The following is a 23,872-nucleotide window of genomic DNA, read 5'->3' on the forward strand; positions in this document are numbered from 1 at the left end:
AAAATTGATCATGAAAAACATATTTAAATATTTAAGTATTGGTCTGTTGGGTGGAGTCCTTTTCACAGGATGCGAAACCTCCAATCTGGACCTTACCGAAAACCCCAATGCGCTGACACCTGCTCAGGCTGATCCTGACTTCTATCTAAATGAAGTTCAGGTAAAGTTTGCCCGAGTGGTAGAGTCCCTGGGTGAAACAGGTGCTGAGGTAACTCGTATCGAATGGATGGGTAGCAGAAACTACCAGAATGCGTATTCTCCATCTGGCTTTGACGCCAACTGGGAAGATGCTTACCAGGAAGTTATCAAGAACGCCAGAGATCTTACGCCAATCGCGGAAGAAGCTGGTCTTACACATCACATAGCCATTGCTCAATTGATCGAGGCATATACGATGACCCTGCTTGTAGATTATTTTGGAGATGTTCCTTATACAGAAGCCATAGGCGGAGCCGATAATCTAAATCCGGGCCCAGATAGTGGTGCAGACATCTATACAGCTGCTCTGGCACTTACAGATCAGGCGATAGCTAATTTCAACGCTAACGCTTTAGCTGATCCGGCTATTGATTTCTATTATGACGGAGACTGGGATGCATGGGTAAAAGCTGCAAACACACTGAAATTGAGGTTACACCTTAATCTTGGAAATACTTCAGCTTTTAACAGCATTATCTCCGGTGGAAATTTTATCTCCTCAACAGATGATGACTGGCAGTTCCAGTGGGGGTCTAACCAGGTACAGCCTGATACAAGACATCCTAATTATGCTCAAAACTACACTGTAACAGGTGGTGGTGATTACGCTTCTATCTGGATGATGAACCTAATGGATACATCTGATGATCCAAGGATCAGATACTATTATTATCGCCAAAACGAAGGTACTCCGGGATCTAACGATATCGATGGTGATCCTGTTGCACCGAATGAAGAAACATTAGATTGCTCTCTTCAATCACCTCCTGCTCAATATACTGCAGGTGGGTTCCCATTCTGTACTTTAGACAACGGATACTGGGGTAGAAATCACGGGAATGATTCTGGTATTCCACCAGATGGGTTATTGAGAACTGCCGTTGGAGTTTATCCACAAGGAGGTCAGTTTGACGATAACAGTTTTGGAGAAACCAGTTTAGGTACTGGTGGTGGCGGAGCAGGTATTACTCCCGTTATCCTTGCCTCAACTGTTGATTTCTGGAGAGCTGAAGTTGCAATGAATGGAAGTCCGGCCGCCGGGAAACCTTTTATCCTTGCCGGGATAGACAAGTCTATTACGAAAGTACAGACCTTTGCTTCCCTGGATGCCACTGCAGATCTTTCCTTTGAGCCATCTGCAACAGACGTTTCAGATTTTATCGCTTCCGTCGATGCTGCCTTTGATGCGGCAGATGATGAAGGTAAATGGAATATCATGGCCGAACAATTCTTTGTTGCCCTGAAAGGGAACGGTCACGATGCGTATAATTTTTATAGAAGAACTGGATATCCTACTAATTTGGAGCCAAATCTGGAGCCAAACCCAGGAGCATTTATCCGAAGCTTCTTCTATCCGGCGAATGCTGCAAACACCAATTCTTCCTTAGCGCAGAAATCAGGTGTTACAGAACAGGTGTTTTGGGATACAAATCCTTCATCACCAACATTCCCAGTTGCTAATTAATTTAAAAAAAAATTACGATGAAAAAAGTTAGTGTATTTCTTTTAGCGTTGTCCACAGTCTTCTTTGTCTCCTGTGAAACGGATGACAAAGTAGTGGACCAGGTTCTTGAAAACTACACCGTAGGTGCGGTTTTGAGAACAAGAGCTCAGGAAGGTAATCCATTTAATGCCTTTGTGCCGGAATCTGTTTTTACAGTTACCGTTGAAGAGCAGGATGCCGAATTTGGAGACTTGTTAGCCTCAGTTGATCTGTATGCTTCATTTACAGATAACCAGGAAGATCCTAATGACAACAGTAAAGCCGAGATTTTGATTGCCACTTATGATGTCAGCGACTTCTCCACTAGTTCACGGGGACTTCCAGAACTTACATTCTCAACTACTCTTGCAGAGTCGGCCAGCCTTTTAGGAGTTGGTACAGATTATTCAGGAGGAGATGTGTTCAGCTACCGATTTGTAGTAAACCTTACAGATGGTTCAACCTGGACAAATGTAAATGGTAATCAAAACGTACTTGGGGGATCTTATTTCAGTTCTCCTTATAAGTACGATGTTATTGTAGCATGTATCCCAGTAGGTCCTGTTCCTGGTGATTATACCCTGGATATGCAGGATTCTTTTGGTGACGGGTGGAACGGTGCTTCTGTCAGAGTTACTGTTGATGGTGTAGCTACAGATTATACCATCTCTGCTGCACAGGGAGCCTCTAACTCGGAGGTATTTACAATTCCTGACACAGCAACTACTGTAACTTTTGAATATGTTTCAGGAGACTGGGATTCGGAAGTTACTTACCAATTGTACGCTCCAAACGGCAAGATTGCCTTTGAAGATGGACCTAGTCCGTTTATTGGCGACTTTACGGGTAGTTTAAGTATATGTCCATAGAAGGATTATTCAATAAATCAGAAAAGGCCATCCCAACAAGATGGCCTTTTTTAATTCTTAGTCGGGAATTTCCCAAACTCTTTTTATTACATTTGGAAAATTTTAAAAATGAATGTATTTCCAAAGCTGTTTATGGTAAACTCACGGAATACTTCTTATATATAGAAATTATTACTTATCAATTATGAAATATAAATTCCTGGTAGTTTTGGTATCCATATTATCCTTTACAGGCTATTCTCAGGTAACCGGCGCTGCCCCAACAGGAGAGGCAGGACTATTTAATTCCGCCCAGGGAGGAAATCCTATGCTCAACCTCGTGATGATGAACCTGCGTGTAAATGAGAAGGCTAAAGGAGGCGAGGAAATACTAGGTTCTCCTTACCTCACAGAAAACTTCATTAAAAGTAAAGTGTATTTTGGGGAGGAATTTGTGGGCGATTTCTTTGTCCGATACAACGCATTAAACAGTGAGATTGAAATAAAGGAAACAGCGCTTGAGGAAGAAAATCCCAAACGTCTGTTAGCCAATCAGGATCTCAGAGTGAAATACGGCAACCGTGAATTGAGGTTTACAACTTATATCACTAAAAAAAATGAAACCAAAAACGGATACCTTTCCATTATCTCAGCCGGTGATTCATATACTCTTTATCACCGCCTTGCGGTGAAGTACAGCGAAGGGAAAGCTGCTGCCAACTCCATGGTAATGGCCATACCCAGCAGATATGCCCATTTTGTAGAATACTACTACAAAAAAGCCGGGGTTGAACGGATTGATCAGCTCACTCAGAAAAAAGGTGCACTGCTGAAAATACTCGACAAAGAAATCAAGGACCAGGTAAATTCATTTATAAAAGAAGAAAAAATTGATCTGAGCGAAGAAACTGATCTGATTCGTACCTTTGAGTATATCAATTCAATAGACACTTCCTCATGAAACATCTAATCCTTCCCACTGCTCTATTATCATTCTTTGTACTGAGCGGCCAGCTGGTTGACCAGGCCGCACCTCAAATGGCAGGGGTGGAGAATGATCCATTTGCCAACTTCCACCAAAGATGGACCCCTTCAATGCAGAAACTATTCCAACTTGTTCGTGACGATGACGGGAAGGTAACTCACTATGTTGGAGCCGAAGTGGGAACACCCTATGAAACAATTGATTTTAAAAAAGGGCATGTTTGGTATAAGGATGAAGACCTGGGAGAATTCTATTACAGGTATAATATTTTTTCCAATGAAATCGAACTTAAAAGAACTCACCTTCAGGAAGAAAAACACCAGGCATTGATCAGGGATCTCAACGTTGTTCTAGTATCTAATACAAGGGACAAGGAATATTTTTACCTTTCTTTTATAAACGATAAAGCGATGAATAAGGAAGGCTACCTTATCCGTTTGTACAACGGCAGCTCTTTTAAACTCTACAAACATCTCGAGTCGAAATATACCGAGGCCAAACCGGCTGCCAATTCAATGGTAAATCCTACTCCCAGCAAATTCACAACCTTTAGTTCTTACTTACTACAAAAAAACGACGGAGAGATCCGGGAAATCAGCCAAAAGAAAAATAAATTCCTCAAACAGCTCGATGCTAACTCAGCTGAAAAGATGAAGGCTTATTTGAAAGTAAATAAGATCGACCTCTCTGAAGAAGCACAATTGATAAGGGCCATTTCCCATTTGGACGAAGCGGAGTTGTAAGCTCTTGTTTTATGGCTTATTTTAAGCCGATTTCAGACATTTTTCAGTACAATTGTTCACTACCTTTGCCTTATGTCTAAAAACACCCAGATTTACGGTATTAGAGCCGTCATGGAGGCTATAGAGTCTAAAGAACCTATTGACAAGGTATATATTCAGAAAGGCCTGAAAGGCCATCTTTCAAGGGAATTGGAAAATCTCGTACGCAAAGAGGGTATTCCAGCTTCTTTCGTGCCTTTGGAAAAGATCAATAAATTAAGTCAGAATAACCACCAGGGGGTGGTGGCTACAATCTCCCCTATTTCCTTCCAGTCCATGGAATCTTTAATCGACCAGGTCCTGGCGGAGAAAAAAGATCCGCTCTTCCTTTTGCTCGATGGTATTTCAGACGTGCGCAACCTGGGGGCAATTATCAGAACTGCAGAATGTTCTGGTGTAGATGGAATAATTATGCTTAAAAAAGGCGCTGCCCCAATCACCGGAGATACCGTAAAAACTTCAGCAGGGGCTGTTTTTAAAATTCCCATTGCCAAAACAGACCATATAAAAGACGCTGTCTTTTATCTAAAGGCATCGGGGGTGACGGTCGTAGCTGCAACTGAAAAAACAAATAATTTATTATACACCCTGGATCTAAAAGGTGCTGTTGCGGTGATCATGGGTGCTGAAGACACTGGGATTTCACCTTCCATTCTCAAAGAATCTGATCATACAGCTAAACTTCCCTTGATGGGAGAAATTGGTTCATTGAATGTTTCGGTCGCCTGCGGGATATTTTTATTTGAAGTGGTCAGGCAACGTATGAGCTAATCATTTTTACCATCAGGATCCTTACTGGCTTTTTTATAGTGATAAGTTATTTTGAGATTCTCTTCCTCTTCCTTCGATAGATTTTCTATAAAATTACCGTCTTCATCGAAATGCTTTAGAAATTCGTCCTCCTCTTCATTGTAATCCTCCTTTTCCCAGGCGTACTTCACGGGAGGAGGCACACTCACTTTTAAAAAGATAGCCATCAGTAATCCCACGAGAAAACCGCCCAGGTGCCCTTCCCAGGAAATCTCCTCCTTAATTGGGAATATATACCAGAGCATACTTCCATATATAAAGGAAACAACAAGAGAAACAGCTACCAAACGGTAATGTTTTGTGAAGATCCCTTTAAAGAAAATAAAACTCGCCAGAAGATAAATAAGTCCGCTCGCCCCAATATGGTAAGCAGGGCGGCCAATCGCCCAGATGATAATTCCCGTGGCAATCAATCCCCACAGAAGAAATCTAAAGGAAATATTACGGTAGAAATACAGGAGTGTGGCCAGTAAAATAGCCAATGGCAGGGTATTGTTGTACAGATGTTCAACAGATGAATGCAACAAAGGACTAAATATAATCCCCCGGAGTCCGGTCACAGTTCTGGGGTAGATTCCAAATTCATTCCAGTTAGTGTTGAATTGCAGTTCCAGCCAGAAAACTGTCCAGATCAGCAGGACCGCAATCATAGGCACCAGCAGTACCCCATTAGAATACCTGAAATGTGTTTCCTCTTTCAATCGGGTTATCTTTCCCCTAATAGTACAAATTTCGAACCATTTTGCCAATTCCTGCCCTCTTGTCATCCGTAGAAAAAATGTACTTTTAAGGTCATGAATGAACCCCTGGCAGAACGCGTAAGACCCAAGACTCTGGAAGACTATATTAGTCAGCACCATCTGGTAGGTGAGCAGGGATCTCTTACCCATCAGATCAGGAAGGGAACAATTCCTTCTCTCGTACTCTGGGGTCCGCCCGGTACCGGAAAAACCACCCTGGCACAGATCATCGCCAATGAGAGTAAAAGACCCTTTTACACTTTGAGCGCGATCAACAGCGGGGTAAAGGATATCAGGGAAGTCATTGACAAAGCGAAGGAAAGAGGCAACCTCTTTACTACTAAAAACCCCATCCTCTTCATTGATGAGATTCACCGGTTTAGCAAATCCCAACAGGATTCTTTGCTGGGTGCCGTTGAAAAAGGCTGGATAACCCTCATAGGAGCAACCACTGAAAACCCAAGTTTTGAGGTTATTCCCGCTTTGCTGTCGCGATGTCAGGTATACGTACTAAACCCTTTTGGAAAAGAAGATCTCGAAATTTTATTGAAAAGGGCTATAGATGAAGATCGTATCCTTAAGGAGAAAAAAATTGAGCTAAAAGAAACTGAAGCCCTCTTAAGACTATCTGGCGGTGACGGAAGAAAACTCCTGAATATTTTTGAACTGGTTGTCTCTTCAGAGCCAGATACAAAAATTACCATTACCAATGATATGGTGATGAAAAAAGTACAGAAGAACACCGTTTTATACGATAAAACCGGAGAGCAGCATTACGACATTATTTCTGCATTTATAAAATCAATCCGGGGAAGTGATCCACAGGCAGCTGTATACTGGCTGGCAAGAATGATAGAGGGAGGCGAAGACGTAAAGTTTATCGCCCGGCGATTGCTGATTTCAGCTTCTGAAGATATCGGCCTTGCAAATCCCACTGCCCTGGTTATCGCTAATAATACTTTCCAGGCCGTTACAACCATAGGTTATCCCGAGGCAAGAATCCTGTTGAGTGAATGCGCTATTTATCTGGCGACAAGCCCCAAGAGCAATTCGAGTTATACCGCCATAAAAAAAGCTCAGGAGGCCGTAAGGCAACACGGTGATCTCTCGGTCCCTGTCGACTTGCGGAATGCTCCTACCCGACTCATGAAAGATCTCGGCTATGGGAAAGAGTACAAATACGCACACGATTACCAGGAAAACTTTGTGGATGCAGAATTCCTGCCTGATGCTATCACAGGTTCCGTTTTTTACTCCCCCGGTGACAACTCACGTGAAAAGGCAATCAAGGACTATCTGAAGCAGAGATGGAAAGATAAGTACCAGTATTAGAACTTTATCTGCAATTCTTCCTGGATACGATCTGCTCCCTGATAAAATTCAAATATCCAAATATCATCTTTCAGGAACAACAAGCCGGTCTGCCCTTTCCTTTCCGCCACGAATACATTGGACAGGGATGTCTCTTTTAAATAGAACTGTATACTAGGTGTTGTATCAACCAATTGAAAACCCGTTTCGGTTTTCTGCGCGTAAAGTGTCCCTAAAAAGACTGGTTCATTTTCAGCAACCTCAGCAACGGCGTCCTGCAATGTAATTGCCTCCGTTTGCTCCTCAGGCATCGGGAGTAAGTCCGACTTTTCTTTATCCTGCGGCTCCTGTGTGGATTCAGTTGTGTCTTCGACCACTTCAGGTTCGGGTTCTACTGCCGGCGGTGGTGGTGGCGGTGCTGGTAATTTTTTTACATCGTCCTTGAAATTCAGAATAACCGGAGTATTATCCTCAGCTTTGGCATAGGTGTATTGAAAATTACTCAAGGAATTAAAGGCCTCAGATATGGCTTCCCGATACGCTTTTACATATTCTTTTGTTTTACTGCTACCCATTTGGGTACGGTACTGCTCTTCCCCTTTACAGTCTTCAAATACAATAGCTACTTTAGTGGAGAATAGGTTCGATTGATCATCCAGTTTTGTATAGAGCGCCAGACAACGATTGGAGTCTAATTCCAGAGGTAAAGCATCATCGTAAAAAGTATTAATACCTTGTTTTGAAAGGTAAAACTTAACCATAGTACTTGTTTTATACTGATTTTCACTTCGAAATTTCTCGAATTGTTTTGGTACAATGACGTATTTGTAGTTATTGATGACAGACTGCGCAAAGCAAAAGGTCCCCAGGAAGAGAAGCAAAACGGTACTGTAAATTTTCATGTATCGGAACTATCGGTTAGTTCCCCAAGATAGGATATTAAATCCTATTTGAAAAGACGCATAATGACTGTCGGCAAGGTTCTGATATCCGAGGAGGTTATTTCCCAGAACATAAAAATTGACCGGGCCTGCCTGCACATTTAACCCCAATCCTATATTGGTCATGGAAAATTTATCAACTGTGTAGGTTGTTTTCAAACCTAGAAAATTACCGATTCTGCGAAGGTAAAAGGCCGTAAGAGCTGCTTGTGGCCCCCTGGGTCTGTTAATTGCATGAAGTTGCACTCCCAGGGCATTTCGGTAAGAGAACCGTGTATCAGCATCTGTAACCCCAATATCACAGTCACAATCGAGATCACCATTTACAGGTTCACCAAAATTATATCTCAGCGACCCGTATAATTGAGTGGGCCTGAATGTGATATAACTTGTATTGTTATCCTCAAAAGGTAATTGGGCTTCTATTTCATCAACCAGATCCTGCCAAAAATCTGAATTGGCATCGTCAAAAGCATCGGGCAGAATGACTTCCACACCCTCTGTAGTGGCACTCCCCTGCAGGGAATATCCTTTGATGTCTCCCGAATGATATACAAATCCGAGATCGAGCAGGCTTCCTGTCACCACTGTTCTTTCATTGAGCTGATATGTAAAACCCAGATCAATCCCAAGACCCAGGTCTCCCCCTAGAAGGGCTCTTTTGGTAATCACATTCGCCACGGTACCAGCTGCTTCGTTATCAATGATAGCCCTGATCTCTTCTATGCCTGAGGTTCGCAATTGCATATCGGCTACCAGGGTATTAGCCAAAAGGTTGTTCTGACCTTCATTGGTTACGAAATAACCCGAATTCGTTGAAGAATGGAAATCGTAGATGCCAGAATATAACTTGGCTCTGGCTCCCACGGTGAGACTTCGGTTTAATTCTTTGTTCAGGCCGAAATGAAAAACCGTAAGTCCTTCTCCCCTGGTCTTCAGGTGCCCCAGATCGAACCTTCTACCAAGCTGATCTGCGTTCCCCTCAAATGCCAGATAAGCGAGATCCTGTGGCCAGTAAAGAATTGTACTCGATTCAAAATACACTCCAAAGGAATAAAAATGCCTTGGGTTTTTCTTACTTCTATATCCACCGTGAAGCAGGTCTAATTGTACTGTTGCTCCAAATTCATCCCTTTTTGACAAGCCATTAAGTGCACGTGTACGAACTTTTATGTTGAAATCAACTCCATCATTGGCAAACAGATCATTCACCGTAATCCCGCTTGTCCCGGCCTGGCCGTAAATTCCGGATGCAAGAGGAACTCCTGCATACCAGGAAAAAGAGGTGTTCATCCCGGGATTCAATAAAATAGCCTGTGGTATCTCAGTAAAATCGTAGAGTAACTCCTTGTTCTGGCTAAAAAGAGAGCCACTACCCCAGAGAGCAGCTATAATTAAGAGTCCCCAGAATCTCATTTTAATTGTAACCTGAATTTACCACTAGACCTGAAGACAACCATAGGGTCTGGCAGAGATGAAACACTCGTTGTATCGCCCAGATTACTGGCACTTACCCGAACTGCCGAAGTGTTTCTGATAATATCTAAACTTCGCCCTGTCGGAGTGCCATAGGTGGTCTCACGTCTTATTATTGATGCAGGGCCGGGATCGAGCGAAAAAAATTCTGTATCAAGGACATTTCCGGCTTCATCGAGGTACTCAAAAACAATCTCTAGCTCCTTACTGGTAGTGTTTTCAAGCTCATAAGTCATTACCCCATCCAAGACGTTATCCGCAAAAAAACTCTCGTTAAAAGCATCGAAATTAAAGGTCTGAATATACCAGATAGCACCATTGGCGTCATTAATTACACTTTCAGGACTTTCCACATACAAAATGCTCGCTTCAATGGTCGGAATGATCTCAAGGTCGTCAAACTGGTCGAAATTTTGTTCCTCCACACAGGAGGTCAAACCCAGCAAGAGTACTAATATGAAGTATTTAAATTTCTGCATCGTAAGGCCCTGTTAATAGGCATCCGGATTTACAAGATATGCTCTTTCCTTTCCCTATATAACTTTATAAAAACGATTTTATTTCACTAAGATGGTGAATGATTTCCCCATGTTTGTGAAGAGGATCGCCATGGACATTAAGATGAATTGTATGTAAACCCATTGCACGTGCACCCAGTATATCAGCTTCAAGGTTATCTCCCACCATAACGGCATGCTGAGGAAGTACCATGGTTCGGGCCAGGGCAAGTTGAAATATTATTGGATTTGGCTTTTTAACTCCTGCCATTTCTGAATTAATAATTTGATCAAAGTATCCCGATATTCCTGCGTTGTCCAACTTTTTCGTCTGTACTTCTTCAAACCCATTGGTAATAATATGCATCTTATATCGCGGTTTCAAATAATCAAGAATCTCACGAGTATAGGGCAGTAAGTGCCCATATGTTGAAAGATGTTCGATATAGGCATGAGCAAGGCTATTAATCACAGTATCCTCAACAGCATAATTCACCCTGTCAAAGACCTTACGCAGCCTTTGATAACGCAAAGCTCCTTTTTCAATTTTATCCTCCCTGTATAATTTCCAGAATTCCAGATTGACCGGTCTATATTCTTTCAGGAAGAACTCCAGCTCGAGATCGATACCATGATCCTCAAATATTTTCTCGAAGGTCAGTGCAGAATTTTTTTCAAAATCCCAAAGGGTATGGTCAAGGTCGAAGAAAACATCAGTCACTACTTCTCTATACATAATACCTGACAATCATTTCGGAATATAACTTGAGCCAGTTCGATTTTTGTTCCGTCCCAAGCAATTCGTTAGAAAATACAGTTATAAAATGCCCATTGACATTCTTTACTTCCCGGTGTAACCGGTCTAATTCCGAAAATATTTCTTCCTCAGACTCCAGCTTTAACAAGGCATAATCATGCGCTGCAAACGGATGGATCTTTACCGGTTGTTGTATCTCCAGGGGAATGTCATAAAAGTAAAAGGAGGTGCAGGTTCCTGCTTTGAATCCCGTTTCATGGGTATATCCCATGGAATAATCATCCGTAAATTCGGCATCAACAAGATTCCGGTAGGTTTCCGGAATATCGACCCGGTTGTAGCGCAACCGCACATAATCCACCGGTCTGTTGATCACATTAGTTAAATTCAGCTTTTCATCCTTGAGTAAATCAAAATTGGTAAAAGAACTATACGATGCCGCCAGAGAAACCTTATTGTAGTCAGCCACCGATTTTATTAAATACCGAAAGTGGTTGTTTTCAGTAGATATATTTTTATCGTATCTCGAGTATTGGGCAAATTGAAAGAAAAACATCCCCGGTACCCCATGTTTTTTATGAATCTCAATCAAATCAGAAAAGTTATCAAAAGGATCTTTCCTCAGCCTGGTAATGACCATAATCCTTTGTGCTACCCTCCTGAATTTCAGGGAGAACAAATCGAGGAACAAGCCTATTCCACTGCGAAAAAATCCCCTGTGTCCAAAGCTGTGGGACACTGGAACGTCAATAACGGAAGTATATCGCACCTGTCTTACAGGGACCTTCAAATCGGGGAATCGCTCCTGAAGTAAAATGCGAAGTTTCTGAGCCCAGAGATCAACTACGGGGCGTTTTAGAAAACTATGCTCATGGGCCAGGCTTTCCCTGAAAGGAAATCTGCCGAAAAGGTCTTTAACATGAGGAAAATATTCCTCATAACGGGATAAGAGATAAAAACTCGCCGCGAAAATATCAAAAGGAACATTGCTCCTTTCCCCTGTCTGAAAAAAACAGGGTACCTCATCCCATTGAGATATGGTAATATCAACACTGCGAATACCCTGTTCAAACAACAAAGGATGGCTTTTAATAAAGAATTCATTTTGTAGCGGCTGTTTGGTGTAGGTGATCTTTGGCCCCGAGTGTTTGATAAAATCTTCTATTTTGGTAGTATATCCAACCTCAATCTGAAGCATCCGCTTAAATATCTGTTTCATGATATAACTGAAGCGTGGAGTAATTTTATGGGTGTAGATCAACAGCATATTAAAGTAGTTGTTGGTCTGCAAAGCTGTAAAAGGACTTCTCGGCGATGATCAGATGATCAAGGACTCTTATATCGAGTACCTTCGCAGCTTCTTTTAATTTTTTTGTTATGGCCCTGTCTGCTTCGCTCGGAACAAGAGCTCCGGAAGGGTGGTTATGTGCCAGGATGATGGCCACAGCACTGAGCTCCAGCGCCCTTTTTAAGACGAGTCTTACATCGACCAGGGTACCTGTAATTCCCCCTTTACTAAGCTGAGCCCTGTGTATTACAGTATTGGCATTATTTAGATAAAGTATCCAGAATTCTTCATGCTCAAGTTCGGCCATAATGGGTTCTAGTACAGCAAATGCATCGGCACTCCCCCTGATTTTGGTTGGCGAATGACTTCCCGATTCTCTTCTTCTTCTCCCTATTTCGAGTGCTGCAGCAATGGTTACGGCTTTGGCCTCCCCTATTCCTTTAAATTTCATAAGGCGTTCTACAGAAAACTTCCCCAACTGATGAAGGTTGTCATTTGAACTACTGAGTATCTTTTTAGCAAGGCTAACGGCACTGTCTTCTCGGCTACCGGAGCCTATCAAAATTGCCAGAAGTTCGGCGTCTGTAAGTACCGACCTTCCCTTTTGTCTTAATTTTTCCCGCGGTTTGTCGTCGTCAGCCCACGATTTTATGGAGAATGAGTCCGCCATTTTTTCCATGTCTAAAGATAATCAACTAATATTTTTAATGTACATTTCCCAGTGCAATAAAAAAGCAAGTTGTGAAATCTCTTTTCGACAGTGAAGTTTATGGGGAAATACTGAACAGGATAGACCAATTAAAAGCTACAGACAGGGGACAATGGGGAAAGATGACTGTTGGGCAGATGGTATGGCATTGTCAGGTTCCGTTAAAAGTGGCTGTTGCCAATAAACCCAATTCAAAAAAAGGCAATCTGCTGGTCAGATGGTTTTTTAAAAAGTCGCTCTATAACGACACACCGTGGCGAAAAAATTTACCCACCTCCCCTTTTGCAAAAACAACTGAAGCAAAAGATTTTACTACTGAAAGAGAAAAACTACGGGCGTTGATCACTGAATTCCACCAGCTGAACAATAGAAAAACATGGAATCCTCACCCCTTATTCGGGCGCCTTACTCATGAACAATGGGGTTTGATGCAGTACAAACACCTAGATCATCACCTCAGACAATTTGGTGTCTGACCTTCTTGTAATAAGAAAACTTAACTAATCCCTAAGTGACCCAGGAATGCCTGCAGGTCTAGTCCGCCATAATTTCCGGAACTCATCAGCAGAAATACGGTATTATTAATTTCCTGCTGGTATAAAAATTGTTCAAATTCCGCGGGATCGGTAAATACTTCCAGCTTCTCATTTTTAAAAGCCCGTCTGATCTGTTCTGCTGACAAAGGTGCCAGCTTTTTGATAGCCACAGATTCAGGGGAATAAAATACCGCCGTTACGTCTGCAACGTCCAGCGTTCCCTGATAGTGTGAGAGAAAGGCCTCGTTAAGGCTGCTATAGGTATGTAGTTCCAGGCAGGCCACCAGCTTTTTGTCAGGAAATTGTTCTTTACTCGCTTTTGTGGTTGCCGCTACTTTACTAGGCGAATGGGCAAAGTCTTTAAAGACAACAGAGGACTTACTTTCCCCCAGTTTCTCCAGACGCTTTGATGCCCCTTTAAAGGTGCTTATGGCCTGGTAAAAGTCATCCTCATCAACACCCATCTGCTGACAAATCCATTTTGCCCCGGCCAAATTACTCAGGTTATGTTTCCCAAAAACTTCAATGGGTAAGGGGCCTTCTTCAGTACTTAGATAGGTCTGGCCTTCTATAACCTGGTAATCAGGGGTTCCGTAGGGAAATTTCCTGATCGTGTTTTCCGTCTTTTCCACCACTTCAGCAACCCATTTGTCTTCCTGGTTGTAAGTAATACTACCTCCCTTAACTATGCTATCTACAAAGATTTGAAATTGCTGGAGGTAATTCTCAAAAGTGGGAAAGACATTCATATGATCCCAGGCGATTCCACTCAAAAGGGCAATATTAGGTTGATACAGGTGGAATTTAGGGCGTTTGTCTATAGGAGAGGACAAATACTCATCCCCTTCAAGAACTATAAAGTCGTTTTCCTCGGTCAGATGAACCATACGGTTAAATCCTTCCAGTTGTGCCCCTACCATATAATCGACGGCCTTTCCATTATAGGCGAGCACATGCAGTATCATTGATGTGATCGTTGTTTTGCCATGACTTCCGCCGATCACTACCCGTGTTTTATTTTTTGATTGCTCATAGAGGAACTCCGGGTAGGAATATATCTTTAACCCCAGCTCCTGAGCTTTTAATAATTCGGGATTGTCTTTCTTTGCATGCATCCCAAGGATGACAGCATTTATGTTTTTGTCAAGTTTCCCCGGATACCATCCAAATTGCTCTGGTAACAGGCCTTGCCGCTCTAACCGCGATTTAGAGGGTTCAAAAATAACATCATCACTCCCTGAAATTTCATACCCCTTGTCGTGCAAGGCCAGGGCGAGGTTGTGCATGGCACTTCCCCCTATAGCAATAAAATGGATCCGCATTTGCCAGTAAAATTTCGAACAAAGATAGGGTTTGAAATATGCTTCCCAAAGTGAAGAGGCACGGAGATTCTTACTATCTTAGATTCTGCATAGGATTTTTGTTCTGGAACAGAAAATAAACATACACGAGACCGCTTTTGTCACAGCTGCATTCAGGGCCGGAGACCCTTCCCTGAGTTTGGATCCTTTTGCCCATCTATGGGCAAATGAAGCTACAAATGTGCATGCCCAACGCTATAGTCAGGCTGTATCTTCTTATGAAGCTCTCGCCCACTGCCTTCGGAACAGGTACTTTTTCGATACCCTGAATACCCTGGCAAAAGAAAATAAAATCGATATCCTTATGAATTTTGGATGTGGATTCAGCATGTATCCTTTTACCCTCCCCCCGTCGGTTCTATATGTGGAAATTGATACGACCGATGTCATTTCTTTTAAAAAGGATAAAACCCACCTATGGCAGGCTGAAGGACTACTGCCAAAGAGAAATATCGAATATGTGTCGGCCGACTTTAATGCGGTTTCACTGGAATATCTTTATAATAAATTACTTCCGCTGTCAGAGGGTAAAAAAATATTTATTCTGATTGAAGGAGTTTTGTTTTTTTTGGGGAGGGAGGATACTTCCCGACTTTTTAATCTCTTCAATCGGTTGCAAAAAAAGGAAGATTTTATTGGAAGTGTTTCCTTTGAGCCCTCTCTGGAAAAGCAAAAAGTTTTTAAGAAGTTAATCGATTTTGTAGAAGTGAATCTGGAGAAAAATCAGCAATTTAATTATCAGACCGTACCGGAAGAATTCTACACATCCGTTCAAGGATATCACCTCATTGATCACCAGGATACCATGAGTCTGGCTTCAAGATACAAACCAGACATATCGATATCTGAAGATGAAATACTCAACGAACATATGTACCTTATACAAAAGAGCTGAACCTATCATCAAATGAAAATACATTTAGAAAAAATGACTCCGGAAGAGATCATCCCGGGCTTTCTGGGCAAAATGATACATGGAGAAAAAATGACCCTAGTTTACTGGGAAGTAAAGAAAGATGCAGAAGTTCCGGAACACTCACATGAAAATGAGCAGATCATGCAGGTTCTAAAAGGCGAATTTGAATTTACCGTGGATGGAAGTACGGCAATTTACAAATCCGGTGAGCTCATTGTTATTCCGCCACACGTCCCACATAGTGGCAAAGCATTAACTCCCTGTCTGCTAATGGATATATTCAGTCCTGTAAGAGAGGCCTATAGATAAACGATTATGATCATTAACTTAAATGGGAAAAATGCTCTTGTTGGAGGTAGTAGCCGGGGAATAGGACTTGGCATTGCCCGCCAATTGGCCAAAAGCGGCGCCAGCGTTACAGTAATGGCCAGAAGGGAAGAAAAACTCAGGTCGATTGTAACCTCACTGCATAAAAGTAGGCCGGAGCAAGAGCACCAATATTTGGCAGTGGATTTTAACAATTATGAACAGTACAAAGGAATCATGGAAGAGTACTTTGCTACGAATACTGTTGACATCCTTATCAATAATACTCAGGGACCTCTGGCTGGATCAGCTACAGAAAAAGAGGTAGGAGATTATCAAAATGCCTTTGATACCATGTTTAAGACAGTGGTCTTCACCTCTCAGCTGGCCTTAACACATATGAAAGCCCGGAGTTGGGGCCGAATTATCAATGTTGCTTCGGTTTCGGTAAAAGAACCCTTGTCATATCTTGTGCTGTCTAACACAATCCGCTCTGCCGTGGTGGCCTGGGCAAAAAGTCTGGCAACTGAGGTCGGACCGTATCAGATTACGGTCAACAATGTTCTAACCGGATACTTTGACACAGAACGATTGAATGAACTCAATCAAAAAAAAGCAGAACAGCAGCAAATCGAACTAAGCGAAGTAAAAGATTTTATGACTGGTAATGTCCCTTTAAAAAGGTTGGGTAAACCAGAGGAATACGGCTACCTGGCAACCTTTCTCGCCTCAGATCAGGCCGCTTATATCACGGGAACCAATATTCCCATAGACGGAGGCCTGTTGAAATCCCTTTAGACAGGTAAAAGAAACTTGTTTAAACTTCGTAAAGAAAAATATATGATTACAATCAACAAGGGCTATCCAGCTAAAGGGGCGGATATTTAGACATAACCTTAATCACAATTTGTCGTAACAGCCGTTCTCGTTCTGCCGGACTAGCGTTTTCGCGATAGCTACTTGTACTGATAGCCTGCCAGAATAAAATATCCCGCTGACTATCTATAAAGTCGAACAGAATCTCCCGTTCTATCCCTGACCCACCCAGGGGCACACCAATACTGACACCTCCACCTACATTTCTACCTCCGCCTCCTATGCCAACTCCCACATTGCTGTTTTGAGTGGGGCCAAATTCTCTTGATTCGATATTGATAAAGAAATCGGGTTCCTCGGAAGATTTGAAACCCTTTGAAATAAGCACTGAATCGAGAGCCGATAATAATCGCCTTGTATCTAATTCACTTAAGCCCGTCTGCATGTCGGGATAGTAATTGTAGGTTTGGAAACTGCTAAAATCAGTTTGTGCGTCATAGTCGTAGTCTACCTTCAGCGAAGAGCAGGCAGATAACATAATGAGCAAAAAAAACAGACAGTTTCTCATGAATTCTGAACTAGAGTATTTGAATTAATCCTATAGGTGTTCAATCCTTAAGATGGTTAAACTCTAATTTACGGAAAATCAGAATGTTCAGGAAGAGAAAGAAAACTTATTCGTTTAACAGCCCCCAGAGCTTGTCTTTGAGCGATTGAAGTCCGTATTGAGAAACTGAAGAAATAAACATAAAAGGAACGTCTTTAAGGTCTTTTTTAACTTCTTTCCGCATTTCGTCCATCAGTTCCTCATCGAGAAGATCAGCCTTGGAAATAGCTACCAGTCTTTCCTTATCCAGGAGTTCGGGATTGTAATCCCTCAGTTCCTTCAGAAGAATTTCGTATTCCTGGGATACATCGATACTATCGGCAGGAATAAGGAAAAGCAGGATAGCATTTCGTTCAATATGTCTTAGAAAATAATGCCCAAGCCCTTTTCCCTCTGCAGCGCCTTCAATAATCCCCGGGATATCGGCCATCACAAAACTTTTAAAGTCTCTGTACTCCACAATCCCCAGGTTGGGCTTTAAGGTAGTAAAAGGGTAGTCAGCAATTTTAGGTTTGGCTGAAGTAAGCACAGAAAGTAAGGTAGATTTGCCGGCATTGGGGAAACCTACAAGACCTACGTCGGCCAGTACTTTAAGTTCGAGGATGACGTCTTTTTCCTGACCCGGAATGCCCGGTTGAGCATATCGGGGGGTTTGATTGGTTGCGGTTTTAAAGTGCCAGTTCCCACGACCCCCCATTCCACCCTCTGCAAGCTTTTCTTCCTGCCCGTGTTCGGTAATCTCCATTAATACTTCTCCGGTCTCTGAATCCTTCACTACGGTTCCCAAAGGAACTTCCAGGTATACATCCTGACCGTCGGCGCCTGTACTCCTGTTCTTACTGCCATTTTCGCCATGACCCGCCTTAAAATGGCGTTTGTATTTAAAATGCAAAAGGGTCCACAGGCTTTCGTTTCCTTTGAGAATAACATGACCTCCACGGCCACCATCTCCCCCGTCGGGACCGCCTTTGGGTACATACTTTTCGCGATGCAGGTGTGTAGAGCCCTTGCCCCCTTTACCAGAGACAACGTGTACTTTGACGTAATCAACAAAATTACCTTCAGTCATAAATCAAAATAATTATGCTCCGGAAGAATGTTAGTATTCGAGCACTCAACTATTAAAAAGGTTCCGCTTACGAAAGGGTATCTATCACCTTTGACAGGCGTTCAGTGATTTCTTCAATATCACCAATCCCATTCACACTGTGAAACTTGCCCTGTGCCTCATAAAACTCTTTGAGGGGTGCCGTTTTCTGATTGTATTCTTCAAATCTGTTTCTGATTTTTTCCTCGTCCTGATCATCCGAACGACCACTGCTCTTCCCACGTTCCAAAAGTCGATTAATCAGAATTTCATCCTGAGCTTCCAGGGCTATTGTTGCGTGGATTTTCATGTCCTTGGAATCCAGGAAATTATCCAAAGCCTCTGCCTGGGCCGTTGTGCGGGGGAAGCCGTCGAAAATAAATCCATAGGCTTCCGGGTTTTTCTCAACCTCGTCCTTCAGCATACTTATGGTGACTTCGTCAGGAACCAGATCGCCTTTATCCATATAAGATTTGGCTAATTGCCCCAATTTGGTATTGTTCTTTATATTATAGCGAAAAACATCTCCTGTTGAAATATGCTTAAGGTTGTACTTTTCCTTTAAATATCCTGCCTGAGTTCCTTTCCCGGCTCCGGGCTTCCCGAATAAAACGAGGTTAATCATATGCGATTGGTTAATTTGATAAACTGCTTTTAGGTTTCGCCCCTGCTCCATATAATCCAGACCATATCCCACAATAAACTTATCAGGAATTTTCATTCCAAAGTAATCTATAGTGTATTCCCCATTGTAGACCTCTGATTTAAAAAAGAGGCTGGCGATCTTAAAATTCTTGACATTGGTGTTAGAAAAGAGGTGTACCAATTCCTGTAAAGTCCTTCCTGTATCTATAATATCCTCGAGGATAATTACACTGCGCCCTTCTATATTGTCGGGTACATCCAGAAGGGTTTCCACAATCCCGGTAGATGTGAGACCCCTGTAGGAGCTCAATTTCACAAAAGAAACCTCACAAGGATAGGGATAATTCTTCAGGAAATCGGACACAAACATAAAGGCTCCGTTGAGCACACCGACAAAAATGGGAACCTCATCCTTATAGTCGGCAGCTATTTCTCCGGCAACCTTTTTAACGGCATTGAGAATCTCTTCCTCTGTAAGGAATAATTCAAAATTCTTATCAAGGATTTTTATGGTGTCCGTTTTGTCCATCAGGAGGGCAAATATAGCATTTTGAAATCTCTTTTTAGAGGCGCTGGCCTTGGTTTATAAGATTAAGATGTATTTTTGTCAAAACCTCTTCAAATTACATGTCTACGTCTGATAATTCGAGTTATTTTTCTTCATCATTCACCCTGGGTATTTTAGGTGGTGGGCAATTGGGAAAAATGTTGCTTTATGAAACGCGCAAATGGGATATCGCAACCAGGGTTATGGACCCATCAAAAGATGCTCCATGTCGTTTGTCCTGCAATGAATTTGTTCAAGGCGACCTGATGGACTACCAGGCTGTTTACGAATTTGGTAAAAACCTGGATGTACTTACAATAGAAATCGAAAATGTCAACATTGAGGCCCTGGAGAAATTGGAAGAAGAGGGTGTACGGGTTTTTCCAACCCCAAGGGAACTAAGGCTCATTCAAAATAAAATTACCCAGAAGTTGTTCTATGTAGACCACGGTATACCTACGGCAGATTTCTCCCGTTTTGCCTATACCAGCGAGATACAGGAAAGTATAAATCACGGGGGGCTGAACTTGCCTTTTGTGTGGAAAAGCGCACAATTTGGGTATGACGGACAGGGGGTTAAGATCATCAGGGAAGTTTCGGATCTGAAAAATCTTCCCAATGTGGAATGTCTGGCGGAAGAGCTGATACCTTTTAAGACCGAATTAGCCGTCATAGTAGCCAGGAGTGCCAATGGAAGTAGCGTTAACTACCCGGTTGTGGAGATGGAATTCCATCCGGAGGCCAATCAGGTAGAATACGTGCTGTGCCCTGCTCGTATTGAAGATCACATCGCCCGGAAAGCCATTAAAACGGCTCTTAAGGTTTCTGAAGAATTGCAACATATTGGGTTACTTGCAGTAGAAATGTTCCAGACCAAAGATGATGAAGTACTGGTCAATGAAGTAGCACCAAGACCACACAACAGCGGTCATTACAGTATTGAAGCCAGTTTCACCAATCAGTTTGAACAACACCTTCGCTGTATTCTTGGTTTACCTCTGGGAAATACAGAAAGTAAGGTGGCAGGGGTCATGGTAAATCTGGTTGGTGCTGAAGGTTATGAAGGGGAGGTTTTTTATGAAAATATTGAGCAGATTCTTAGGCTGAAAGGGGTAACTCCTCACATTTATGGAAAAACCTTCACCCGGCCATTCAGGAAGATGGGGCATGTGACCATTGTAAATGAAGATATGCAGGAAGCCAGAAAAATTGCTGCAGAGGTAAAACAAACGATCAACGTAATCAGTAAACAGAAAGTATGAGCAAAGTTGCCATTGTCATGGGAAGCACGAGTGACCTTCCGGTTATGCAGGAAGCTGTGGATATCTTAAAAGGATTCGATCTGGAAGTTATGGTCGATATCATCTCGGCCCACAGGACGCCTGAGAAGCTTTTTGAGTTTGGAAAATCGGCGCACACTGAAGGATTTAAAGTCATTATCGCTGGAGCTGGGGGCGCTGCACACCTACCTGGTATGCTGGCTTCTTTATCTCCGCTACCAGTTATTGGTGTACCGATCAAAAGCAGTAACTCAATAGATGGGTGGGATTCTGTTCTTTCTATCCTTCAAATGCCAGGTGGGGTTCCTGTTGCTACTGTTGCCCTGAATGGAGCTAAAAACGCGGGGATACTCGCCGCTCAGATCATTGGATGCCAGGATAGCTGTGTCCTGGACAAAGTTGTACTCTACAAAAAAGGCCTAAAAGAAAAAGTGATTAAAGGGGCAAAAGAAGTAAAGAAGGGTTGAAAATTATATACTTCCTCAATTGTAGCTATTCTCATTCTTTTGTCTGATTCAATTTAACAAGTACATGAAAAACGCATTGCAAGAGCCATTTGATCTGGCTCCTTTCAGTTCCATAAAAACAGCCCATTTTAAACCGGCCTTTGAAAAGGCTTTAGAACAGGCTCGCCTGGAGATCGATGAGATTGTAAGTTCGAAGGAAAAGCCCACCTTTAAAAATACCATTGAAGCCCTCGAATTTGCCGGGGCTCACCTCGACAGGCTTTCCAGCCTGTTTTTCAATCTGAATTCTGCTGAGACCAGTGAGGAAATTCAAAAACTGGCTCAGGAAATTTCTCCCATGCTTACCGAATTTAGCAACGATATTGCGCTGAATCAGGCTCTGTTTGAGAAAGTAGCGGCAATTTTTGAAATAAAAGACTCCTTGGCACTCAATGAGGAGCAGCAAATGTTACTCGATAAAAAATACAAATTCTTTAGCAGAAACGGAGCTCACCTTCCTGACGATAAAAAAACACAACTCCGTGCCATCGACAAGGAATTAGCCCAATTAAAACTGACTTTTGGTGAACATGTGCTGGCCGAAACCAACAAATATGAAATGCATCTCACCAGGGCAGAAGATGTGGAAGGTCTTCCCGAGGGTGCAAAAGAAGCTGCCGCCCAACTGGCTGCTTCAAAGGGAAAAAAAGGCTGGATCATCACCCTTGATTATCCCAGTTATGTCCCTTTTATGACCTATGCCAAGAACAGAAAATTACGCAAAAAGCTGGCAATTGCTTTCAGCAGCAAGGGTTTCCACGACGATGAACTCGATAATAAAAAACTGGTTCTGAAAATTTCTCAACTGAGGTATGAAAGGGCTAAATTGCTGGGGTATGACACCCATGCGCACTACGTGCTGGAAGAACGCATGGCAGAAACTCCTGAAAAAGTGTTGTCGTTCCTCGAGGAACTCAAAGAAAAAGCCAAACCCGCTGCCTTCAGAGAATTAAATCAGCTTAAAGAGTTTGCAAAGGAACTGGACGGGTTAGAGACTTTTGAAAAGTGGGATAATAGTTATTATAGTGAGAAACTAAAACAGAAACTGTTCGACCTTGATGATGAAAAGCTGAAACCTTATTTTAAACTGGAAAATGTTATCAACGGGGTTTTTAGTATTGCGAGTGTATTATACGGCATACAGTTCAAGGAAGTTTCAGATATTGACACCTACCATGAGGATGTAAAAACGTATCGGGTTACCAACCAAGATGGTGAACTGATTGCGATTTTTTATGCTGATTTCCATCCAAGACCGGGGAAACGGGGAGGCGCATGGATGTGCTCCTACAAGCCTCAATTCAGAAAGGAAGGTAACAATGAAAGACCCCATATTTCCATTGTTTGCAATTTTACAAAGCCCACCAAAACCAAGCCGTCATTACTCACTTTTAACGAGGTAACCACTTTATTCCATGAGTTCGGGCATGCCCTTCACGGTATGCTTGCCGATACTTCCTATCCCAGCCTCTCAGGCACTTCTGTCTATTGGGATTTTGTAGAATTACCCAGCCAGATCATGGAAAACTGGTGCTTTGAAAAGGAAGCCCTCAAACGATTTGCACACCACTATGAGACGGGGGAAGTCCTGCCCATGGAAATGATTGATAAAATAAAGGAGTCCTCTAATTTCCTGGAGGGAATGGCGACTTTAAGGCAATTAAGTTTTGGATTTCTCGACATGGCGTGGCATGGCAGGGATCCCTCAGGGATTGACGAAGTGAAAGAATATGAACTGCAAGCCTTCCAAGATACTCAGCTATTTGCGGATATTCCCCAAACCTGTATGAGTACGGCGTTTTCGCACATATTTCAGGGAGGATATTCTGCGGGCTATTACAGTTATAAATGGGCTGAAGTTCTCGATGCGGATGCCTTTGCCTACTTTAAGGAAAATGGAATATTCAATAAAGAGGTGGCCAGAAAGTTTAAGGACTACATTCTTAGTAAGGGAGGTACTGAAAAACCTATGGAACTTTACAAGAAATTCAGAGGAAGTGAACCTAAGCTCGATGCGTTGCTTGAACGAGCAGGCCTGCTAAAGAGATCGGCTTAATCCTCTTCCGAACCGGTTATCACGTCATAGCCCCCAGTAAGGTCTACAGCCCTGAATCCCAAAGAATCGAGAACGGCCTGTGCTTTGGCACTTCTACCCCCTTTCTTACAATACACATAGATGGTATTCTTCTTATCCAGAACACCAACCCTCTCAGTAAAATCAGCATCGTACCAGTTGATGTTGATCGCATTGTCAAGATGTCCTGCCTCAAATTCCTCCGGGGTACGTACATCCACTAAGGTGTAGTTCTCCAGATTCTCTTGCTGAAACTGATTGATCGGCAATTGATTGGTGGTGTTTTTGCAACTCCCGGCAACGAGCAGAAATACAAAAAAAGATAGATAGTTTTTCACCTTTTTGTCATTTGAATCAAAGTTACCT

The 23,872-nt window shown here is 42.5% G+C and carries 25 protein-coding genes; 13 read left to right on the forward strand and 12 right to left on the reverse strand.

Annotation, left to right across the window (positions count from 1 at the left end):
* Positions 1-10 precede the first annotated feature (10 nt).
* The 5 genes from AB8P51_RS12090 (at position 11) to rlmB (ending at position 5,067) form a co-directional block, all read left to right on the forward strand.
* Positions 11-1,663 (forward strand): SusD/RagB family nutrient-binding outer membrane lipoprotein, encoded by a 1,653-nt coding sequence (locus tag AB8P51_RS12090; RefSeq protein ID WP_369749081.1) that lies wholly within the window; start codon positions 11-13, stop codon positions 1,661-1,663.
* Positions 1,664-1,680: 17 nt separating this feature from the next.
* Positions 1,681-2,550, forward strand: coding sequence for a hypothetical protein (locus tag AB8P51_RS12095; RefSeq protein WP_369749082.1), 870 nt, complete (start codon positions 1,681-1,683; stop codon positions 2,548-2,550).
* Positions 2,551-2,734: 184 nt separating this feature from the next.
* Positions 2,735-3,490 (forward strand): hypothetical protein, encoded by a 756-nt coding sequence (locus AB8P51_RS12100; protein ID WP_369749083.1) that lies wholly within the window; start codon positions 2,735-2,737, stop codon positions 3,488-3,490.
* Positions 3,487-4,257, forward strand: a complete 771-nt coding sequence (locus AB8P51_RS12105) for a hypothetical protein (protein ID WP_369749084.1) — start codon at positions 3,487-3,489, stop codon at positions 4,255-4,257. Before AB8P51_RS12100 ends, AB8P51_RS12105 begins: the two co-directional genes overlap by 4 nt.
* A 72-nt stretch (positions 4,258-4,329) precedes the next feature.
* Positions 4,330-5,067 (forward strand): 23S rRNA (guanosine(2251)-2'-O)-methyltransferase RlmB, encoded by a 738-nt coding sequence (rlmB, locus tag AB8P51_RS12110; RefSeq protein ID WP_369749085.1) that lies wholly within the window; start codon positions 4,330-4,332, stop codon positions 5,065-5,067.
* On the opposite strand, the gene AB8P51_RS12115 is transcribed toward rlmB, so the two are convergent.
* On the reverse strand, positions 5,064-5,807 hold the full coding sequence (locus AB8P51_RS12115) for a rhomboid family intramembrane serine protease (protein ID WP_369749086.1): 744 nt from the start codon (positions 5,805-5,807) through the stop codon (positions 5,064-5,066). The genes rlmB and AB8P51_RS12115 overlap by 4 nt on opposite strands.
* Before the next feature lie 93 nt (positions 5,808-5,900).
* On the opposite strand from AB8P51_RS12115, the gene AB8P51_RS12120 reads away from it, so the two are divergent.
* A complete protein-coding gene (locus AB8P51_RS12120) occupies positions 5,901-7,178 on the forward strand; it encodes a replication-associated recombination protein A (RefSeq protein ID WP_369749087.1) in 1,278 nt (425 codons plus the stop codon).
* Here AB8P51_RS12120 and AB8P51_RS12125 read toward each other — a convergent pair.
* The 6 genes from AB8P51_RS12125 to radC form a co-directional block, all read right to left on the reverse strand.
* Positions 7,175-8,059: a hypothetical protein gene (locus tag AB8P51_RS12125; RefSeq protein ID WP_369749089.1), complete on the reverse strand. Its 885-nt coding sequence runs from the start codon at positions 8,057-8,059 to the stop codon at positions 7,175-7,177. The two genes, AB8P51_RS12120 and AB8P51_RS12125, sit on opposite strands and share 4 nt — an antisense overlap.
* A gap of 9 nt (positions 8,060-8,068) precedes the next feature.
* Complete coding sequence (locus tag AB8P51_RS12130) at positions 8,069-9,514, reverse strand: DUF5723 family protein (protein ID WP_369749090.1); 1,446 nt, start codon at positions 9,512-9,514, stop codon at positions 8,069-8,071.
* Complete coding sequence (locus tag AB8P51_RS12135; protein ID WP_369749091.1) at positions 9,511-10,053, reverse strand: hypothetical protein; 543 nt, start codon at positions 10,051-10,053, stop codon at positions 9,511-9,513. Before AB8P51_RS12135 ends, AB8P51_RS12130 begins: the two co-directional genes overlap by 4 nt.
* 64 nt (positions 10,054-10,117) lie before the next feature.
* Positions 10,118-10,807 carry a YjjG family noncanonical pyrimidine nucleotidase gene (locus AB8P51_RS12140; RefSeq protein ID WP_369749093.1) on the reverse strand — a complete coding sequence of 230 codons (690 nt, stop codon included), beginning with the start codon at positions 10,805-10,807 and terminating at the stop codon, positions 10,118-10,120.
* Positions 10,800-12,047, reverse strand: coding sequence for a polysaccharide deacetylase family protein (locus AB8P51_RS12145; RefSeq protein ID WP_369749094.1), 1,248 nt, complete (start codon positions 12,045-12,047; stop codon positions 10,800-10,802). The genes AB8P51_RS12140 and AB8P51_RS12145 overlap by 8 nt, the downstream gene beginning before the upstream one ends.
* 49 nt (positions 12,048-12,096) lie before the next feature.
* Positions 12,097-12,795 carry a DNA repair protein RadC gene (radC, locus tag AB8P51_RS12150; RefSeq protein ID WP_369749096.1) on the reverse strand — a complete coding sequence of 233 codons (699 nt, stop codon included), beginning with the start codon at positions 12,793-12,795 and terminating at the stop codon, positions 12,097-12,099.
* 62 nt (positions 12,796-12,857) lie between these two features.
* On the opposite strand from radC, the gene AB8P51_RS12155 reads away from it, so the two are divergent.
* Positions 12,858-13,301 (forward strand): DUF1569 domain-containing protein, encoded by a 444-nt coding sequence (locus AB8P51_RS12155; protein WP_369749097.1) that lies wholly within the window; start codon positions 12,858-12,860, stop codon positions 13,299-13,301.
* 20 nt (positions 13,302-13,321) lie between these two features.
* On the opposite strand, the gene murC is transcribed toward AB8P51_RS12155, so the two are convergent.
* Positions 13,322-14,683: a UDP-N-acetylmuramate--L-alanine ligase gene (gene murC / locus AB8P51_RS12160; protein WP_369749098.1), complete on the reverse strand. Its 1,362-nt coding sequence runs from the start codon at positions 14,681-14,683 to the stop codon at positions 13,322-13,324.
* Between the two features lie 178 nt (positions 14,684-14,861).
* On the opposite strand from murC, the gene AB8P51_RS12165 reads away from it, so the two are divergent.
* The 3 genes from AB8P51_RS12165 to AB8P51_RS12175 are packed head-to-tail and all read left to right on the forward strand — an operon-like array spanning position 14,862 to position 16,742.
* Positions 14,862-15,617, forward strand: a complete 756-nt coding sequence (locus AB8P51_RS12165) for a class I SAM-dependent methyltransferase (RefSeq protein WP_369749099.1) — start codon at positions 14,862-14,864, stop codon at positions 15,615-15,617.
* Between the two features lie 12 nt (positions 15,618-15,629).
* Positions 15,630-15,947 (forward strand): cupin domain-containing protein, encoded by a 318-nt coding sequence (locus tag AB8P51_RS12170; protein WP_369749100.1) that lies wholly within the window; start codon positions 15,630-15,632, stop codon positions 15,945-15,947.
* 6 nt (positions 15,948-15,953) lie between these two features.
* Complete coding sequence (locus tag AB8P51_RS12175) at positions 15,954-16,742, forward strand: SDR family oxidoreductase (RefSeq protein ID WP_369749102.1); 789 nt, start codon at positions 15,954-15,956, stop codon at positions 16,740-16,742.
* A gap of 70 nt (positions 16,743-16,812) precedes the next feature.
* On the opposite strand, the gene AB8P51_RS12180 is transcribed toward AB8P51_RS12175, so the two are convergent.
* From AB8P51_RS12180 to AB8P51_RS12190, 3 genes are all read right to left on the reverse strand, one after another.
* Positions 16,813-17,328, reverse strand: a complete 516-nt coding sequence (locus AB8P51_RS12180) for a DUF4136 domain-containing protein (RefSeq protein ID WP_369749103.1) — start codon at positions 17,326-17,328, stop codon at positions 16,813-16,815.
* 106 nt (positions 17,329-17,434) lie between these two features.
* The gene (gene obgE / locus AB8P51_RS12185) at positions 17,435-18,436 is read right to left on the reverse strand and encodes a GTPase ObgE (protein WP_369749104.1); all 1,002 of its coding nucleotides are present in this window, start codon (positions 18,434-18,436) and stop codon (positions 17,435-17,437) included.
* A gap of 67 nt (positions 18,437-18,503) precedes the next feature.
* On the reverse strand, positions 18,504-19,628 hold the full coding sequence (locus AB8P51_RS12190) for an adenylate kinase (RefSeq protein ID WP_369749106.1): 1,125 nt from the start codon (positions 19,626-19,628) through the stop codon (positions 18,504-18,506).
* Positions 19,629-19,726: 98 nt separating this feature from the next.
* Here AB8P51_RS12190 and AB8P51_RS12195 point away from each other — a divergent pair, with 98 nt between their 5' ends.
* The 3 genes from AB8P51_RS12195 (at position 19,727) to AB8P51_RS12205 (ending at position 23,488) form a co-directional block, all read left to right on the forward strand.
* Positions 19,727-20,908: a 5-(carboxyamino)imidazole ribonucleotide synthase gene (locus AB8P51_RS12195; RefSeq protein ID WP_369749107.1), complete on the forward strand. Its 1,182-nt coding sequence runs from the start codon at positions 19,727-19,729 to the stop codon at positions 20,906-20,908.
* Entirely contained in the window at positions 20,905-21,393 is a 489-nt protein-coding gene (gene purE / locus AB8P51_RS12200) for a 5-(carboxyamino)imidazole ribonucleotide mutase (RefSeq protein WP_369749108.1), read from the forward strand. The genes AB8P51_RS12195 and purE overlap by 4 nt, the downstream gene beginning before the upstream one ends.
* Positions 21,394-21,457: 64 nt before the next feature.
* Positions 21,458-23,488, forward strand: coding sequence for a M3 family metallopeptidase (locus AB8P51_RS12205; RefSeq protein WP_369749109.1), 2,031 nt, complete (start codon positions 21,458-21,460; stop codon positions 23,486-23,488).
* Here the strand turns inward: AB8P51_RS12205 and AB8P51_RS12210 are convergent.
* Positions 23,485-23,844, reverse strand: a complete 360-nt coding sequence (locus AB8P51_RS12210) for a rhodanese-like domain-containing protein (RefSeq protein ID WP_369749110.1) — start codon at positions 23,842-23,844, stop codon at positions 23,485-23,487. The two genes, AB8P51_RS12205 and AB8P51_RS12210, sit on opposite strands and share 4 nt — an antisense overlap.
* Positions 23,845-23,872 lie beyond the last annotated feature (28 nt).

Origin of the sequence: Muriicola sp. SD30 (assembly GCF_041205185.1) — a bacterium.
In the GTDB taxonomy this organism is placed as follows: domain Bacteria; phylum Bacteroidota; class Bacteroidia; order Flavobacteriales; family Flavobacteriaceae; genus Muriicola.

Excerpts from the sequence above, each read along its gene's own strand:
- AB8P51_RS12105 (WP_369749084.1), top strand. The coding sequence starts at position 3,487 with ATGAAACATCTAATCCTTCCCACTGCTCTATTATCATTCTTTGTACTG.
- AB8P51_RS12100 (WP_369749083.1), top strand. The coding sequence starts at position 2,735 with ATGAAATATAAATTCCTGGTAGTTTTGGTATCCATATTATCCTTTACA.
- murC (WP_369749098.1), bottom strand. The coding sequence starts at position 14,683 with ATGCGGATCCATTTTATTGCTATAGGGGGAAGTGCCATGCACAACCTC.
- AB8P51_RS12120 (WP_369749087.1), top strand. The coding sequence starts at position 5,901 with ATGAATGAACCCCTGGCAGAACGCGTAAGACCCAAGACTCTGGAAGAC.
- AB8P51_RS12175 (WP_369749102.1), top strand. The coding sequence starts at position 15,954 with ATGATCATTAACTTAAATGGGAAAAATGCTCTTGTTGGAGGTAGTAGC.
- purE (WP_369749108.1), top strand. The coding sequence starts at position 20,905 with ATGAGCAAAGTTGCCATTGTCATGGGAAGCACGAGTGACCTTCCGGTT.
- AB8P51_RS12095 (WP_369749082.1), top strand. The coding sequence starts at position 1,681 with ATGAAAAAAGTTAGTGTATTTCTTTTAGCGTTGTCCACAGTCTTCTTT.
- AB8P51_RS12145 (WP_369749094.1), bottom strand. The coding sequence starts at position 12,047 with ATGAAACAGATATTTAAGCGGATGCTTCAGATTGAGGTTGGATATACT.
- radC (WP_369749096.1), bottom strand. The coding sequence starts at position 12,795 with ATGGAAAAAATGGCGGACTCATTCTCCATAAAATCGTGGGCTGACGAC.
- AB8P51_RS12125 (WP_369749089.1), bottom strand. The coding sequence starts at position 8,059 with ATGAAAATTTACAGTACCGTTTTGCTTCTCTTCCTGGGGACCTTTTGC.
- AB8P51_RS12170 (WP_369749100.1), top strand. The coding sequence starts at position 15,630 with ATGAAAATACATTTAGAAAAAATGACTCCGGAAGAGATCATCCCGGGC.
- AB8P51_RS12195 (WP_369749107.1), top strand. The coding sequence starts at position 19,727 with ATGTCTACGTCTGATAATTCGAGTTATTTTTCTTCATCATTCACCCTG.
- AB8P51_RS12135 (WP_369749091.1), bottom strand. The coding sequence starts at position 10,053 with ATGCAGAAATTTAAATACTTCATATTAGTACTCTTGCTGGGTTTGACC.
- AB8P51_RS12190 (WP_369749106.1), bottom strand. The coding sequence starts at position 19,628 with ATGGACAAAACGGACACCATAAAAATCCTTGATAAGAATTTTGAATTA.
- AB8P51_RS12205 (WP_369749109.1), top strand. The coding sequence starts at position 21,458 with ATGAAAAACGCATTGCAAGAGCCATTTGATCTGGCTCCTTTCAGTTCC.
- rlmB (WP_369749085.1), top strand. The coding sequence starts at position 4,330 with ATGTCTAAAAACACCCAGATTTACGGTATTAGAGCCGTCATGGAGGCT.
- obgE (WP_369749104.1), bottom strand. The coding sequence starts at position 18,436 with ATGACTGAAGGTAATTTTGTTGATTACGTCAAAGTACACGTTGTCTCT.
- AB8P51_RS12140 (WP_369749093.1), bottom strand. The coding sequence starts at position 10,807 with ATGTATAGAGAAGTAGTGACTGATGTTTTCTTCGACCTTGACCATACC.
- AB8P51_RS12130 (WP_369749090.1), bottom strand. The coding sequence starts at position 9,514 with ATGAGATTCTGGGGACTCTTAATTATAGCTGCTCTCTGGGGTAGTGGC.
- AB8P51_RS12180 (WP_369749103.1), bottom strand. The coding sequence starts at position 17,328 with ATGAGAAACTGTCTGTTTTTTTTGCTCATTATGTTATCTGCCTGCTCT.
- AB8P51_RS12090 (WP_369749081.1), top strand. The coding sequence starts at position 11 with ATGAAAAACATATTTAAATATTTAAGTATTGGTCTGTTGGGTGGAGTC.